Consider the following 14,074-nt stretch of genomic DNA (forward strand, 5'->3'; position numbering starts at 1 on the left):
CCCCCCCCCCCCCCCCCCACTACCCACGCGCGCTTACGCGCTGATGCCGTATTCCTTCAGCTTCTTGCGCAGGGTGGCGCGGTGGATGCCCAGCATCGCCGCGGCGCGGCTCTGGTTGCCTTCGCAGTGGTTGAGCACTTCCACGAACAGCGGGATTTCCATCTCGCGCAGCACGATCTCGTAGACATCGTCCGCGTCGCAGCCATCAAGGTCACGCAGGTAGCGGCGCACGGACTGGGCGACGTGTTCACGCAGCGGTGGCCGGGGTGCGCCACGACTGTTGTCAGGACGAGAGAGGACAGCGTTCAAGGGGGTTCCCGATTCGGTTGGCCCGTGCGCGCGGAGCGCGCGGCCGGACGAGGTGGTGGCGGCCAGTCTAGCGCGAGCGTGCCCGACCTGCCACGGCTGGTCGCCTCTATCCTGCTCAGAGGAAGTCGAAGGTGAATGCGACGGTGGATGCGGCGGGTTCCTGCACGCGGAACGCAATGCGTGCACTCTGGCCAGGTTCCAGCACGGCCGCGCCGGGGTTCTCGCCGAGGTACTGCGCCGGTGCGAACACGCCGCTGCCGATCACCCGGCCATCGGCATCGGACAGCGACAGGCGCAGATCCGGCCAGGCCTGTGCCCAGCGCGCATCGTTGCGGATGCTGGCCTGCACCTGCAGTACGCCGGCCTGGCCCGGCACGGGGCGGATCTCGCGGCTGGTCATGGTGAACGCAGTGGGTTCATGCCAGGCCGGCAGGCTGCAGCGCAATACGCCGCACAGTGCGCCCAGCCAGGCGCGGTTGCCGGCGTCGGCGGCCAGTCGCGCACGATCGGCCAGAACGCTCTGCAGGACCAGCAGCAGTGCCAGTCCGGCGACCAGCCCCCAGTGCCAGCGTGGCGTCGGCAGTGCGCGTGGCCGCGAGGTGCCCAGGAAACTGGGTGCATCTCCGGCCACGGCCTGCGGGGCCGGAGCGGCAAGGACGGGTTCGATCACGGCCGCTTCGTCGGGGTTGACGATGTCATCGCACTGTCGCGTTTCCGCCATCGGTGGCAGCGCCGCTTCGAGGGGGGCGCGGGCTTGGGCTGGCGGGATGTCATCCATCGCCGGGTCGGGCGTGCGTGAATCGGTCGCAGGTGCAGCCTCGCCTTCCGACGCGGGGCGCAGGAACGTGGCCAACGGGCGGCGCGGCGGGTTCGGCTCGGACATGCTCAGGGTGCGGGCTCGGATCCAGCGGTCATTCAATCACGATCAGGCGCGGCGTATGCCGGTGATGCGCATCCAGTCGCCATCCTGGGTCGCCTGCAGGTCGTCGAACCACGCGGCGTAGCGCTGCAGCAGTTCGCCTTCCTGGCCATGCAGGATGCCGGACAGGGCGATGCGGCCGCCGGCAGCGACGCGCGCGGCCAGCAGCTCGGCCAACGCGTCCAGTGCCGAGGCAAGGATGTTGGCGACCACGATCGGGTAGGTGGCGACCGGTTCGTCCTGCGGCAGGTACACGTGCATGCGCGCCTGCTCGCCGTTGCGCTCGGCATTGTCGGCGGTGGCGACCAGTGCCTGTGGATCGTTGTCCACGCCGATCGCTTCGGCGGCACCGAGCTTCAGCGCGGCCAGGGCGAGGATGCCCGAGCCGCAGCCGAAGTCGAGCACGCGCTGGCCCTGCAACTGGCCGTCCACGGCCAGCTGGTCCAGCCAGCGCAGGCACAGGGCGGTGGTCGGGTGGGTGCCCGAGCCGAAGGCCAGGCCCGGGTCCAGCCGCACCACGGCGGCATCGGCGGCCTGCGCGGCGTCCGGCAGTTCATGGTTCCACGGCACGATCCAGGTACGGCTGCCGAAATCCATCGGCTGGAACTGGTCCAGCCAGGCGCGCTCCCAGTCTTCATCCTCGACGGCGCGGAAGCTGCCGTTGCTCCAGTCCAGTTCCGGATCGAACGATTCCAGCGCGGCCAGCAGCAAAAGCGCATTGCTGTCGGCGGGGAACAGTGCGCTCAGCACCAGGGTGTCCCACAGCGGCGTTTCACCCACGCCGGGTTCGAGGATGGCCTGTTCGTTGCTGGTGTCGGCTTCGGCATCGAGCAGGGTCACAGCCAGTGCGCCGACGTCCTCCAGCGCATTTTCATAGCGGGGCTGGGTGGCTTCGGTGCAGCGCAGGGTCAGTTCCAGGAACGGCATGGCGGTGGGGGCAATCACGGGAAAGGGGGCCATGCTAGACCATCGGAGCGTCTCCGTATCGCGTGAGATGCCACCTTGAGATGAACGGGGGCAGTTCAGACAGGCCTGCCGGGCCTTGCTAAACTCGTCACTTTCCTGTGCGCCGTGAACGCTCACCGCCGCCGATGGCCTTCGCCCCGACCCTGAAAACCTGGTTGCTCGTGCTGCCGGCGGTGGCCGTGCTGGGCGTGGCCGGGTACCGGGCCAGCGGCCATGCGGCGGGCGTGGCATCACCGTCGCCGGACCTGCCGACCGTCGTGGCCAGCCGCGACAGCGGAGCGGCGTTGCCGGTGGTGCCGGAAGCCCTGGCGCGCCGGCTGGCCACCGTCGAGCGCGGCAACACGCTGCCGTCGGGCCTGCCGCTGGACCTCCGCGCCGACATCGAAGACGCCAGCGATCTGTACGCCTACGCCCAGCGACTGCGCGTGCAGGCCGATACAGGTAACCATGAAGCGCGCTGGATGCTCAGCCGCGTGTACGACTATTGCGCGCAGTACGCACTCGATCCGGGTGGCTACCGCCTGGACAACAACGTGTTGAGCGGGTTGGGCCTGACCGCGGCGCCGGCGATGATCGAGGCCCGCGAGCGCGTGGCGCAGCGGTGTGGCGGCTTCGTTCCGGGCGACAAGCTGGGCGCTGCGCTGGTGCTGGCCGAACGCCGCAAGGCGGCCGCGCAGGGCAACCTGGCCGCAGAAGCATCGTTGTTCGCCGAGGGTGAGCCGTTGCATGACAGTGCCGAGTACCGCCGCGACCTGGTCGAGCGCGTGCGCACTTCGCGTGACCCGGAGGCCTATATGGCGATCGCGCCGGGCATGGGCGTGCGTGCCGCCGGTGACAGCGCACTCGACGGCCTGGTGGCGGGCGAACAGCTCAGTGAGCTTGCATGGCGGCTTGCGGCCTGCGAACTCGGTCTACCGTGTGGAGCGGACAGCGTGCTGGTCAACAGTTTTTGTGCGAACGGAGGGATCTGTTCGCAGGATGGAGCGCAGGATTTCCGGGATTTCGTGTATGACGCTGCGGTATCGCGGCAAGGTGCTGGGAAAATGAAGGAATGGATCAAGCGATTGATTGGAAAGAGGGACGGGCGATGAATTACCGTCGATTCCTGCATGGGGCCAAGTTCTGGTTCTGGGTGGCGCTGTTCGTGGCCTACTCTGCCGGTGCGGTCGGCCTGCTGATGATCGATACCTACGAGGATCGGTACCGGCATCTGTCGAAGGTGGAACTGACCACGGTGAAGGCGCAGGAAGACGTGCGCCGCGCCGGCGCCAGCCAGGTCGCTGCGGTCTATCGCGCGCAGACGGGCATGCCGTTCGCTTCACTGCCGGCTGGCAGCACCTTCCAGGTAGTGTGGCCGGATGGCTCGACCGAGACCATGGTGATCGTCGATCCGACCTCGCCCAATGGCGTGCGGCCGCTGGCCAATTCGCAGATTCCGGCCGACGTGGCCGACAAGCGCTGATGCGCTCACTGTAGAGCCGAGCCCATGCCCGGCTGTGCGTTGCGGCAAGCCGAGCATGGGTTCGGCTCTACAGAAACAGAAAAGGGCGGGAATATCCCCGCCCTTTCCATGTCCAGCATCGGGTGACGATCAGGTCAGCGCGATCGGCTTGTTCTTGCGTTCGGCAAGGCGCTTTTCCAGGTAGTGGATGTTCTGTCCACCGGCCTGGAAGCCCTTGTCGCGCATGATCCGCTGCTGCAGGGCGATGTTGGTCTTGATGCCATCGACCACCATCTCGCTCAGCGCCACCCGCATGCGGGCGATGGCGGTTTCGCGGTCCGGGCCGTGCACGATCAGCTTGCCGATCATCGAGTCGTAGTTGGACGGCACGCGATAGCCACTGTAGATATGGGTATCCACGCGCACGCCGGGACCCCCCGGCGGATGGAAGCCGGTGATGGTGCCCGGGCTCGGCACGAAGGTCTCAGCGTCTTCGGCGTTGATACGGCATTCGATGGCATGGCCGGTCAGTACCACGTCGCTCTGCTTGATCGACAGCTTCTGGCCAGCGGCGATCTTCAGCTGCTCGGCCACCAGGTCGATGCCGGTGACCATTTCGGTGACCGGATGTTCCACCTGGATGCGGGTGTTCATTTCGATGAAGTAGAAGCGGCCGTCCTCGTACAGGAACTCGAACGTGCCCGCGCCGCGGTATCCGATGCGGATGCAGGCTTCGGTGCACACCTTGCCGATCTGCTCGCGCTGTTCGGCGGTGATGCCCGGTGCCGGTGCTTCTTCCACCACCTTCTGGTGGCGGCGCTGCATCGAGCAATCGCGTTCGCCGAGGTGGATGGCGTTGCCCTGGCCGTCGGCCAGCACCTGGATCTCCACGTGGCGCGGGTTCTCCAGGAACTTCTCCATGTAGACCTCGCCATTGCCGAACGCGGCCTTGGCCTCGCTCTTGGTGGTTTCGATCGAGGTCTTCAGCGAGGCTTCGGCGTGCACGACGCGCATGCCACGGCCACCGCCACCGCCGGCCGCCTTGATGATGACCGGATAACCGATCTCACGGGCGATCTTGGTGTTGGCGACGATGTCATCGCCCAGCGGGCCGCCCGAACCGGGCACGCACGGCACGCCGGCGGCCTTCATCGCGCGGATGGCTTCGACCTTGTCACCCATCATGCGGATGGTGTCAGCCTTGGGGCCGATGAAGATGAAGCCCGACTCTTCCACGCGCTCGGCGAAGTCGGCGTTCTCCGACAGGAAGCCGTAGCCCGGGTGGATGGCCTGGGCGTCGGTGACTTCAGCAGCGGCGATCAGTGCCGGGATGTTGAGGTAGCTCTGCGGCGACGGCGCCGGACCGATGCAGACCGACTCGTCGGCCATGGCCACGTGCTTGAGGTTGCGGTCGACCGTGGAATGCACGGCCACCGTGCGGATGCCGAGGGTGTGGCACGCGCGCAGGATGCGCAGCGCGATCTCCCCTCGGTTGGCGATGACGACTTTGTCGAGCATGGCGCGCCCCTCAGCCGATCACGAACAGCGGCTGGTCGAACTCCACCGGCTGGCCGTTCTCGCCGAGGATGGCGACGATGGTGCCGGACGTGTCGGCTTCGATCGGATTGAACATCTTCATCGCTTCGATGATGGCCAGGGTTTCGCCTTCCTTGACCTGCTGGCCCACGGTGACGAAGGCCGGCTTGTCCGGGGCGGACGAGGCATAGAAGGTGCCGACCATCGGCGAGCGCAGCACGTGGCCTTCCGGCAGCGCCGGGCCCGGCTTGGCGGTGCCGCCGGTGGACGCTTCGGTCGGCGACTGCATCGGCATGGCCTGCGCCGCCGGCGCCGCCGGGGTGGCGTACACCGGAGCAGCGACCGGTGCGGCATAACCAGCGACCGGAGCGCGCGACAGGCGCACCGACTCTTCGCCTTCCTTGATTTCGATTTCAGCCAGGTTCGACTCTTCCAGCAGGTCGATCAGCTTCTTGATTTTGCGCAGATCCATGAGGGCCTCTTTGGTTTCTATCTAGGTGAGGAGAGCGCCGTGGGCGCCCGGGTCGACAATCAGGTGGCGGATACGCGCAGCAGCGCCGCGTCCATCGCGTAGCGGTAGCTGTCGGCACCGAAGCCACACACCACGCCCACCGCCTTGTCGCTGAAGAAGCTGTGCTGGCGGAAGGGTTCGCGGGTATGCGGGTTGGACAGGTGGATTTCGATGAACGGCACCGCCATCGCTGCCAGCGCATCGCGCAGGGCCACCGAGGTGTGGGTGAAGGCGGCGGGGTTGATCAGGATGAAAGCGGTTCCGTCGTTGCGCGCAGCCTGCACGCGGTCGACCAGCACATGCTCGGCGTTGGACTGCAGGCTCTCCACGGCGTGCCCGGCAGCGGATGCCTGCGCGGCCAGGGCCTGGTCGATGTCGGCCAGCGTGGTGTGGCCGTACACCTCCGGCTCGCGGGTGCCGAGCAGGTTGAGGTTGGGGCCGTGCAGGACCAGCAGCTTCGCCATGGGATCCGGAAGACGGGAAAGGGCGGCAGTCTGGCGGAACCGGCGGATGCTGTCCAGTTCGGCGAAGTTTGCAGCGTTTCAATCGTATGTTTGAAACGTGCCGGAGGGCCTGTGGCTGTATGGCGGACGCCGGATCAAGGCGCGCTGAACGTCGTGCAGGCGGTGGATGCGAGCACATAGGCCGACGATCACGGCAGGGCCGGGCGAGGGGCGATGCCGCAACGGCCCATGATGCCGTAGATCCACGCCATGCGTGGATGAAGGAAGTGCGGTGCGCAGCAAGCTACGCAGCCACCGAGGGGGCTGCCCAAGGTGCGCTGCACACCCCCAGCGCCCCAATCGGACATCCGCTCAGGTTTCCAGCGGCACCGTCGGCACCACGTTCGGGAATACCTCCTCCAACGGCTCCTGTTCCCCCGGCTGCGGCGCCGGCCAGTTGTAGGCGTTCACCGGCTGAGCGCGGTTCACCCACAACGCGTAGTACAGGTGATCGGCGCGACCGTCGCCGGTATTGGGGTGGATCAGGATGGTCAGCCCCAGGCTGTTGAGCTGCAGCCAGGGCACCAGCACCGGCAGCAGGTCGTTGGTGAAGCCGAAGTAGAAAGAGGGGGTGACGTGCGGGCCACGCGGCTCCAGGTTCCAGTTGCCCAGCTCCACCGGGAAGCGCTCGGCGGCCCAGCGCCGCAGCAGGGCTGCCTTCTCGAAGCTGTCCTCATCGAAATAGATATGGGCGTGGTAGCTCTTGATGTCGGTGTAGGCGCGCGGGGCGGTGGGCAACGTGGCCTCGCCGGGGCGCACGCTGGCCGGGCGCGGGGTCGGTTCGCTGGCCGTGGCCTGGCCCCAGGGGCTGCGGCCCTTGGACGCTGGCGGAACGATGGCGCGGAAGCCGGGTCGTCCGGGCTCGGTGGTGTTCACGGCGCTGCCGACGCGCGCGGCGGCGGTGGCGGTGGACGCGCTGGCCAGGCCGCCGGCGGCCAGGCCGGCCGACGCGATCAGACGCCGGCGGGCGGGCGAAAGCAGGTCGGCCCAGTGGGCGTCATCGTCGCCCGGGTCGATGAGGGGCTGCGGGTCCGGGTGCATGAGGTGCTCCGTGGCGGCATTGGGGGGGCAGGCGTCCACGCTCGGGCACGGCTGCCGGTGGCGTCCAATAAGCAGCCGGCATCACTTCATGCACGGCTGCCTTCGTCGCCTTGAGCGCGACCGAACGGCGGGCTAGGGTGCAGGTTTGCCGCCCCGGAGCCCGCCATGGCCTCGCCTGATGCCGACACCCTGCGCAAGCGCGCCAGCTTCCGCCAGTTGCATGCAGCAGGATGCTTCGTGCTGCCCAATCCGTGGGACGTCGGCAGTGCGCGCTATCTGCAACGGCAGGGCTTCCAGGCCTTGGCCACGACCAGTGCCGGCTGCGCCTGGAGTGAGGGGCGACCGGACGGCGCGGTATCGCTGCAGGCCACGCTGGAGCACCTGCGACTGATGGCGGCGGCGACCCCGTTGCCATTGAATGCCGACTTCGGTGATGGTTTCGGCGCTACGCCACTCGCGGTGGAGGAGGCGGTGACCGCGGCGCTCGATACCGGCATCGCGGCGTTGTCGATCGAGGACGCCAGCGGCCTGGCCGATGCACCACTGAGGCCCATCGAGCAGGCGGTCGAGCGATTGCGCGCGGCGCGTGCGGCCATCGACCGCGCGGGCGGCGACGTGCTGCTGGTCGGGCGAGCGGAGAACTTCTTCGTGGGCGTACCGGATCTGCAGGACACCCTGCGGCGCCTGCGTGCCTATGCCGAGGCCGGAGCCGATGTGCTGTATGCACCGGGCATCAGTACGCGCGAGCAGATCAGTGCGGTGGTCGCCGCCGCGGGCTCCAAGCCGGTGAACCTGCTGGTCGCTGGCCCCACAGCACTGAGCCTGCAGGACATCGCCGCACTTGGCGTTCGCCGGGTCAGCCTGGGCGGTGCGCTGGCGCGTGCCGCGTGGGCTGGACTGATGCAGGCGACCCAGCCGATCGTGCAGGACGGACGCTTCGATGGCCTGCAGCAGGCGGCGTCCGGGGCGGCCTTGAACGCGTTGTTCCAGTAGCCCCGCGCCCTGCATGGCGGGAAGGGCCGGCGACTACAACGCCTCGATCTCCCGCTTGGGCAGGATCACGCCGGGTTCCAACGCTGGCAGCAGTTGGCGAAGCAGGCGTGGATTGTCCTGCAGCCCCGTGCCGTCCAGATATGTCCACCCGGAACCGCCAATGCGGCGCACGGCCACCATGAACGTGGTGCTGCGCATCGGGGTTTCACGCACCCGTACCAGGGATTGGCGTGGCACGAAGCAGACTTCTTCCTCCCCGGCCGCATAGGTCCGGGTCGGCACACCGACGTCCTCGCTGATGACCACCACGCCGCCGCTGTGCTGCTTCTTCCACGCATCGCGGGTGATCGCCTGGAAGGCCTCATCGCCGCCGGCTAGCCGCTTGAGGCTGGGATGCGTGCGCTCGATGAGGAAGTCCGCATCCCCGCGGGCGTAGGCAGTCATCAGGGCGCGCACATCTTCGCGCAGGGCTTTCGCGTCACTGGGACTGAGTTCACCCGCGAAGGCGGATGGCAGCAACAGCGACAGCAGCAGCGTCAGTATCGCCAGGGGCAGGCGTCGATCCATGTCCGGATGTCCCACAGGGCATCGTTGCACTATACGTTGGACGCGAAAACAGCGTCCCATCGGTGGCGCTGGTTTCCCCGGAATCGCTACCTACCATTGGTAGGTATCGATTCCTGGAGATCTCCATGCACAGCCTCATTGTCATCGCCCACCCTGAGCCCGGTTCGCTGACCCACGCGATGGCGCGTCGCATCGGTGATGCCATTGCCGCGGCCGACACCGGCAACACCGTGGCCTATGCCGACCTGATGGCCGAAGGCTTCGATCCGCGCTTCAACCCGCAGGACCAGGCGTTGTTCCGCAGCACCGGCGCGGTACCGGCCGATGTCGCTGCCGAGCACGCGCGGCTGGATGCCACCGATACGCTGGTGCTGGTGTTCCCGTTGTACTGGTGGTCGTTCCCGGCGCTGCTGAAAGGCTGGATCGACCGTGTGTTCACCAACGACTGGGCCTACGCACAGGATGCGCAGGGCAGGCTGGTGAAGAAGCTGCAGCGCCTGAATGTGCATCTGGTCGGCTTGGGCGGCGCCGACGCAGCCATGGTCGAACGTCGTGGCTACGACGCGGCAATGAGGACCCAGATCGACATGGGCATCTTCGACTATTGCGGCGCGCGCGTGCTGTCGTCCCACCTGCTGTTGGACGCCGATACCGGTGCCGCTGAAGCGCATCTGCAGACCGCGCTGGCGATCGGCCGTAAAATTGGTGTTCCGATGCGCTGATCGCCGTGCTCCGCCGATGCCCGCCAACGCCACCCCCACGCGCCGCCGAATGACCCGGGAGCAACGCACCCGCCAGTTGCTGGATGTGGCCTGGGCACTGGTCCGCGAAGAAGGTACCGGAGCGTTGACGCTGGGGCGGCTGGCCGAAGCGGCGGGCGTGACCAAGCCTGTGGCCTATGATCACTTCGTGACCCGCAATGGCTTGCTGGCGGCGCTCTACGATGACTATGACGGACGCCAGACCGTGGTCTTCCACGAGCGTATCGGTCGCGCCCGGGCGCAACTGGTCGATCGGGCGGCGGCTATCGCCTCCGGCTACATCGACTGCGTCCTCAGCCAGGGCAGTGAAGTGCAAGGCATCCTCGCCGCGCTGGTGGGGGCGCCGGAACTGCATGAGGTGCGGCGGCGCTACCAGCAGGATTTCATCGACAACTGCCAGGTCTGGCTGGGCCCGTTCGCGGCCGACGGCACGGTGTCGCTGGCCGGGCGCTGGGCCATTCTCGGTGCGGCTGAAGCCCTTTCAGAGGGCGTGGCTGCCGGCGCGCTGGACAAGGCCGGTGCCGTGGCCGAGCTGCAGCGGCTGATCGTGGCGACGGTCAAGCGGCGCTGAGCCGCACGCGCGGTCAGCTGCCGGCCAGGGCGGCGAATCCCGCGGCCAACTGGTCGCGCACCAGTGCGTCGCGCGCGTCGCGGCTTGCAGAGCCCAACACCACGGTGATCAGCCGTACCGGCTGGTCCCGCCCGGGTACTGGCCGGCACGCGGTGGCGGCCAGGCAGAAGCCTGCGGCCTGGGTGTAGCCGGTCTTCAAGCCGTCCACGCCGTCTTCGCCGAGCAGGGCGTTCTGGTTGCTGCGGTTGAAGCTGCCATGGGCGAACGCGCGCTGCGCGGTGATCGCCAGGATCTGCGGATGGTCGTTCAACAGGCGGGCGGCCAGCACCGCCATGTCGCGCGCGCTGGAGACATGGTGCGGTGTGGTGATGCCGGACACGCTGGCAAACCAGGTGCTGCGCAGCCCGAGCTGGCGTGCGTGCCGGTTCATGCGTTCCAGGAATGCGGCCTGCGATCCGTCCAGGTGACGCGCGATCGCCAATGCAGCGTCATTGCCGGAAACCACCATCAACCCTTCCAGCAGGCGTGCCAGGGTGATTGTCTCGCCGGGCACCAGGCCCATGCGCGTTTCATCATCGGCCACGGCATGCACATCGTCGGCGGCGATGGTGACCGGGTCGTCCCACGAGCGTCCGTTCTCTTCGACGCACGCATAGGCGGCGTAGGCGGTCATCAGCTTGGTCAGCGATGCCGGTTGCCGCGCGGCTTCAGCGTTGTGCTGGTGGATCACCGCGGAGGTTGCCGCTTCCAGGGTGATGGACGAAATCGGTAGGGGGGCGGGCGCAGCAGACGGCATGGCGGGCGGAGATGGCAGCGACGGTCAGCAAGAATAGTTCGTGCCGGCTGCACGAAGCCGCACTGCCGGAGCGCTGCAGCGTCCACGGCAACGCCCGGTTGCGCCCGGGCTGGGGTCGAGGCAGCCTGCGCACATGCAATCGGATATCCGCATCGACGGTCGTGTGTTCACCTACGTCTTCCCGTGTGCGTGGGAGGACTACGCGAAGATCGGCTTTTCACGTGATCCGCTCGGACGCATCAGCGCATTGCATCGGCGATGGTTCGAGTTCTTCGACCTCGATGCCGGTGCGCTGGTGGAAGCGGAGGGCGAGCGCGATGCACGTGATCTGGAGCTGCAGCTGCGTTCGCCGTTCAAGGCGCACCGCGCACCGGCACCGATGACGATCCAGCACAAGGCTGGGGGTCGTACTGAATGGGTACGTGGTGCCAACCAAGCCTTGTCGCTGGCAATTGCTGCGTTGGGTGAACAAGGCTATCGCTGTTACCCGCTGAAGGCATGGCTGCAGGCGGCGCTGCGCCTGCGCATGGACCGGCTGCACGACTGGGCTGTGGTGCAGCTTCCGGAAGAAGAAGGCCTGCGGATTCCCGGTGGCCCCGGTGAGGGCGTGCTGCGTGACACGCTCGACGGTTGCCGGGCACTGGATATCGATCCAATGCCCTGGCTGCCTGAATACGTCCAACGCTGGTACACAGGTTGAGCCGCGTTCAACGGGTCCCCGGCTGCTGAACCGGCGCGGCCGGTTGCGCCGCGCACGCAGGGGAGGCGGTGGACGGGCTGGCCAGCTGGCGTGCCAGCTCGGCGTTGGCCACATGGCCGTGCAGGAACAACAGGCTGCCGAAGATGTTCATGAGCGTGCCTCCACTTGAGTGGATTGCACGATACGGGCAGCATGGAAGCGCAAAAAGCGACATTTCCGCAAGCATGCCTTGAGAGGAATTCAAGCCTGATGTCCCGTCCGCCCCTTCATGCCCTGCAGGGATTCGTGGCCGCCGCGCGGCTGGGCAACCTGTCACGGGCAGCGGCGTCGATGAATCTGACCGTCAGTGCGCTCAGCCATCAGATGCGCCAGCTGGAAGAGCGGCTCGGGCAGCCACTGCTGGTCCGCCAACCGCGTGGCGTCGCCCTCACCCTGGAGGGGCAGCGCCTGCTCGACCAGGTCGGCCCGCATCTGGATGCGATCAACGAAGCTTTCCAGCCCTATGCGGCCCGCGCCGAGCACGTGCTGACGATCAGTGCGGTGCCGTCGATGGCGTCGGCGTGGCTGGTGCCGCGCTTGGGTCACTTCGTGGCTGAGCACCCACAGATCGAGATCAACCTGCAGTCGAGTGAGCGCCTGATTGATTTCGAGCGCCAGCGCCAGTTCGACGCCGCGCTGCGGCTGGGCAGCGGGCAGTGGCCGGGCCTGGTGGTTGAGCCGCTGTTCGACGAGTGGCTGCTGCCGATGGCGAGCCCGGCGCTGATCGAACGCATGGGAGGGATCGACCGGGTGCCACTGAACCAGTGGCCACTGCTGGGGGACCCCGATGGTGCGTGGGGGGCCTGGTTCGCGTTGAGCGGGCAGACCCCGCCGTCGCGCTTCGTAGCGGTGCTGGATGATTCGGAGGCACACCACCGTGCGGCGCTGGACGGGGTGGGCGTGGCGCTGGGGCGGGTGACGCGGGCGCGCTTGTTGCTGGATTCCGGCCAACTGGTTGCGCTGTCCAACCTGCGCCTGAAAACCGCCTGGCCGCATTGGCTGGTCTACCCTCAGCGTTCGGCCCGCCACCGCGGCTTTCTTGCCTTCCGCGACTGGCTGCACGCGCAGGCTGCCGAACACGTGCGGCACATGGCGGACGCTACACTCATCGCACCAGCGTGACCGCCTGCCCGCCGCGCGCGAACGCCTCCTCCAGCAGCGAGCCGGCCTTGATCGCCTCCACTTCCTTGAACAGCGACTGCAGCGCGTCTGCGGGGCGCGATGCCGGCACCGCCACCGCCTGCTGGATCGCGGTGAAACGGTCGGCCAGCACGCGGTGGCCGGGATGCGCCCGCGCCCATGCTTGCAGCGGCTGGCGCACGCCGGCGGCGGCATCCAGGCGCTGCAGATCGAACAGGGTGATCGCAGCCGCCGACGTCTCGGCCCGTTCGATCGTGGCGTGGCGCAGTTCGCGGCTGAGAAACAGGTCGTAGGCTGCACCGCGGCCCACCGCGATGCGCAGCCCCTCGCGGTCGAGGTCGGTCACCTGCTGCGCGGGACTGTCCTCGCGCACCAGATAGGTGCCTTCGATCTCCACGTACGGAGCACTGAAGGCGATGCGGTCGGCGCGTGCCGGATCGATGGCCAGGAAGGCCAGATCCCAGCCGTCTTCGCCTGCCGCAGCGACCACCGAGGCTGCGGCATCGTGACAGGTGAAGCGTGCCTGCACACCCAGGCGCTGCGCCAATGTCGTGGCCAGCTCCACCGACGGTCCGCGCGGTGAGTGCGCATCGCCCTGCGCCAGCACCGGGTTGCCCAGGTTGATCGCCACGCGCAGGAAACCCTGCGGTGCCAGCGCACTTTGGTGATCGGCCAGGGACATGCAGGACTCCGCGAGGAAAGGGGCACCCAGCATGCCAGCACTGCCCTGCAAGGGGCGTCATGCTGCACGACTGCAGGATGGCCTACCTTCCGTTTGCCGACGAGGCCGCAGGTGTGGGCATGGACTTGGAGGTGAGCCTGGAGCGTGCACTGCGAGCGGGAGCTGAGCTGCGCTTCGGACCGGTCGACGCAGGCGACTGGCGCGTGGCCGAGCCCACGCTCGGCTGCTGTTGGCCCAGCCGCCCAAGCTCAGCCGAGCATTGGCCCGGCTCTACAGGGCGGCCTGCCTCCCCCGCCCCTATGCTGCCGCCGCGTCGCGGCTGTGGTCGAACTTGCCATGGCGCAGGAACTTGCCGAAGTACTCCGACAGGCGTGCGAAGCGATAGCCGGCATGGCCAGCGAAGCCACCGTCGCGGGCCTGTTCGATGGTCTCACGCAGTTCCGGGCTGATCCGCTCATCGGCGTCCAGGTCCATCTCCTGCAGGGCATGGCCGTGATAGGCCACGTCCTTCAGCGGCAGCTGCGGCAGGCCCTCCAACAGGGCTTGGGTATCGGTGCGTCCATGGGTTTCCACCAGGCCCACCACCAGGTCGACGCCGC

Annotated in this window: 18 protein-coding genes and 2 pseudogenes; 7 read left to right on the forward strand and 13 right to left on the reverse strand. The window is 67.8% G+C overall.

The window, feature by feature from the left end; translation table 11 throughout:
* Positions 1-33 precede the first annotated feature (33 nt).
* From fis to prmA, 3 genes are all read right to left on the reverse strand, one after another.
* The gene (gene fis, locus ABGA94_RS06220; protein WP_005419706.1) at positions 34-309 is read right to left on the reverse strand and encodes a DNA-binding transcriptional regulator Fis; all 276 of its coding nucleotides are present in this window, start codon (positions 307-309) and stop codon (positions 34-36) included.
* A 115-nt stretch (positions 310-424) separates the two neighbouring features.
* Positions 425-1,192 (reverse strand): DUF3426 domain-containing protein, encoded by a 768-nt coding sequence (locus ABGA94_RS06225; RefSeq protein WP_069139634.1) that lies wholly within the window; start codon positions 1,190-1,192, stop codon positions 425-427.
* A gap of 42 nt (positions 1,193-1,234) precedes the next feature.
* Entirely contained in the window at positions 1,235-2,155 is a 921-nt protein-coding gene (gene prmA / locus ABGA94_RS06230; RefSeq protein ID WP_134956219.1) for a 50S ribosomal protein L11 methyltransferase, read from the reverse strand.
* A 164-nt stretch (positions 2,156-2,319) separates the two neighbouring features.
* Here prmA and ABGA94_RS06235 point away from each other — a divergent pair, with 164 nt between their 5' ends.
* Together ABGA94_RS06235 and ABGA94_RS06240 are read left to right on the forward strand one after the other, a co-directional pair.
* Positions 2,320-3,285 carry a hypothetical protein gene (locus tag ABGA94_RS06235; RefSeq protein WP_065178827.1) on the forward strand — a complete coding sequence of 322 codons (966 nt, stop codon included), beginning with the start codon at positions 2,320-2,322 and terminating at the stop codon, positions 3,283-3,285.
* A complete protein-coding gene (locus ABGA94_RS06240) occupies positions 3,282-3,656 on the forward strand; it encodes a hypothetical protein (protein WP_069139635.1) in 375 nt (124 codons plus the stop codon). The genes ABGA94_RS06235 and ABGA94_RS06240 overlap by 4 nt, the downstream gene beginning before the upstream one ends.
* Positions 3,657-3,785: 129 nt before the next feature.
* On the opposite strand, the gene accC is transcribed toward ABGA94_RS06240, so the two are convergent.
* From accC to ABGA94_RS06260, 4 genes are all read right to left on the reverse strand, one after another.
* Positions 3,786-5,153 carry an acetyl-CoA carboxylase biotin carboxylase subunit gene (gene accC / locus ABGA94_RS06245; RefSeq protein WP_005419697.1) on the reverse strand — a complete coding sequence of 456 codons (1,368 nt, stop codon included), beginning with the start codon at positions 5,151-5,153 and terminating at the stop codon, positions 3,786-3,788.
* Between the two features lie 10 nt (positions 5,154-5,163).
* Complete coding sequence (gene accB / locus ABGA94_RS06250) at positions 5,164-5,643, reverse strand: acetyl-CoA carboxylase biotin carboxyl carrier protein (protein WP_111128641.1); 480 nt, start codon at positions 5,641-5,643, stop codon at positions 5,164-5,166.
* Between the two features lie 59 nt (positions 5,644-5,702).
* Complete coding sequence (aroQ, locus tag ABGA94_RS06255; protein ID WP_375366687.1) at positions 5,703-6,146, reverse strand: type II 3-dehydroquinate dehydratase; 444 nt, start codon at positions 6,144-6,146, stop codon at positions 5,703-5,705.
* 351 nt (positions 6,147-6,497) lie between these two features.
* The gene (locus ABGA94_RS06260; RefSeq protein WP_375366688.1) at positions 6,498-7,226 is read right to left on the reverse strand and encodes a DOPA 4,5-dioxygenase family protein; all 729 of its coding nucleotides are present in this window, start codon (positions 7,224-7,226) and stop codon (positions 6,498-6,500) included.
* A 165-nt stretch (positions 7,227-7,391) separates the two neighbouring features.
* Between ABGA94_RS06260 and ABGA94_RS06265 the strand changes: the two genes are divergently transcribed.
* The gene (locus tag ABGA94_RS06265; RefSeq protein ID WP_375366689.1) at positions 7,392-8,219 is read left to right on the forward strand and encodes an oxaloacetate decarboxylase; all 828 of its coding nucleotides are present in this window, start codon (positions 7,392-7,394) and stop codon (positions 8,217-8,219) included.
* Positions 8,220-8,252: 33 nt separating this feature from the next.
* Here the strand turns inward: ABGA94_RS06265 and ABGA94_RS06270 are convergent, their stop codons facing one another.
* Positions 8,253-8,786, reverse strand: a complete 534-nt coding sequence (locus tag ABGA94_RS06270) for a hypothetical protein (RefSeq protein ID WP_375366690.1) — start codon at positions 8,784-8,786, stop codon at positions 8,253-8,255.
* A gap of 125 nt (positions 8,787-8,911) precedes the next feature.
* On the opposite strand from ABGA94_RS06270, the gene ABGA94_RS06275 reads away from it, so the two are divergent.
* Positions 8,912-9,508 carry an NAD(P)H-dependent oxidoreductase gene (locus ABGA94_RS06275; RefSeq protein ID WP_072167285.1) on the forward strand — a complete coding sequence of 199 codons (597 nt, stop codon included), beginning with the start codon at positions 8,912-8,914 and terminating at the stop codon, positions 9,506-9,508.
* A 16-nt stretch (positions 9,509-9,524) separates the two neighbouring features.
* On the forward strand, positions 9,525-10,118 hold the full coding sequence (locus tag ABGA94_RS06280) for a TetR/AcrR family transcriptional regulator (RefSeq protein ID WP_065178823.1): 594 nt from the start codon (positions 9,525-9,527) through the stop codon (positions 10,116-10,118).
* A 13-nt stretch (positions 10,119-10,131) separates the two neighbouring features.
* Here the strand turns inward: ABGA94_RS06280 and ABGA94_RS06285 are convergent, their stop codons facing one another.
* On the reverse strand, positions 10,132-10,914 hold the full coding sequence (locus tag ABGA94_RS06285) for a D-alanyl-D-alanine carboxypeptidase family protein (RefSeq protein WP_375366692.1): 783 nt from the start codon (positions 10,912-10,914) through the stop codon (positions 10,132-10,134).
* A 133-nt stretch (positions 10,915-11,047) separates the two neighbouring features.
* Here ABGA94_RS06285 and ABGA94_RS06290 point away from each other — a divergent pair, with 133 nt between their 5' ends.
* Positions 11,048-11,614 (forward strand): GIY-YIG nuclease family protein, encoded by a 567-nt coding sequence (locus ABGA94_RS06290; RefSeq protein ID WP_005419685.1) that lies wholly within the window; start codon positions 11,048-11,050, stop codon positions 11,612-11,614.
* Between the two features lie 7 nt (positions 11,615-11,621).
* Here ABGA94_RS06290 and ABGA94_RS06295 read toward each other — a convergent pair whose 3' ends face one another.
* Positions 11,622-11,765, reverse strand: coding sequence for a hypothetical protein (locus ABGA94_RS06295; RefSeq protein ID WP_005419683.1), 144 nt, complete (start codon positions 11,763-11,765; stop codon positions 11,622-11,624).
* 98 nt (positions 11,766-11,863) lie between these two features.
* On the opposite strand from ABGA94_RS06295, the gene ABGA94_RS06300 reads away from it, so the two are divergent.
* Positions 11,864-12,775 carry a LysR substrate-binding domain-containing protein gene (locus ABGA94_RS06300; RefSeq protein WP_032954576.1) on the forward strand — a complete coding sequence of 304 codons (912 nt, stop codon included), beginning with the start codon at positions 11,864-11,866 and terminating at the stop codon, positions 12,773-12,775.
* On the opposite strand, the gene ABGA94_RS06305 is transcribed toward ABGA94_RS06300, so the two are convergent.
* From ABGA94_RS06305 to ABGA94_RS06315, 3 genes and pseudogenes are all read right to left on the reverse strand, one after another.
* Positions 12,759-13,475 (reverse strand): ABC transporter substrate-binding protein, encoded by a 717-nt coding sequence (locus tag ABGA94_RS06305; protein WP_111128667.1) that lies wholly within the window; start codon positions 13,473-13,475, stop codon positions 12,759-12,761. The genes ABGA94_RS06300 and ABGA94_RS06305 overlap by 17 nt on opposite strands.
* 333 nt (positions 13,476-13,808) lie before the next feature.
* A pseudogene (locus tag ABGA94_RS06310) lies at positions 13,809-13,943 on the reverse strand (glycosyltransferase family 2 protein); the annotation flags it as partial.
* Positions 13,935-14,074: pseudogene (locus ABGA94_RS06315) on the reverse strand (sensor histidine kinase KdpD); the annotation flags it as partial. The pseudogenes ABGA94_RS06315 and ABGA94_RS06310, both read right to left, overlap by 9 nt.

Source organism: Stenotrophomonas sp. 3diitr2024, from assembly GCF_042136455.1.
GTDB classification, from domain to species: domain Bacteria; phylum Pseudomonadota; class Gammaproteobacteria; order Xanthomonadales; family Xanthomonadaceae; genus Stenotrophomonas; species Stenotrophomonas sepilia.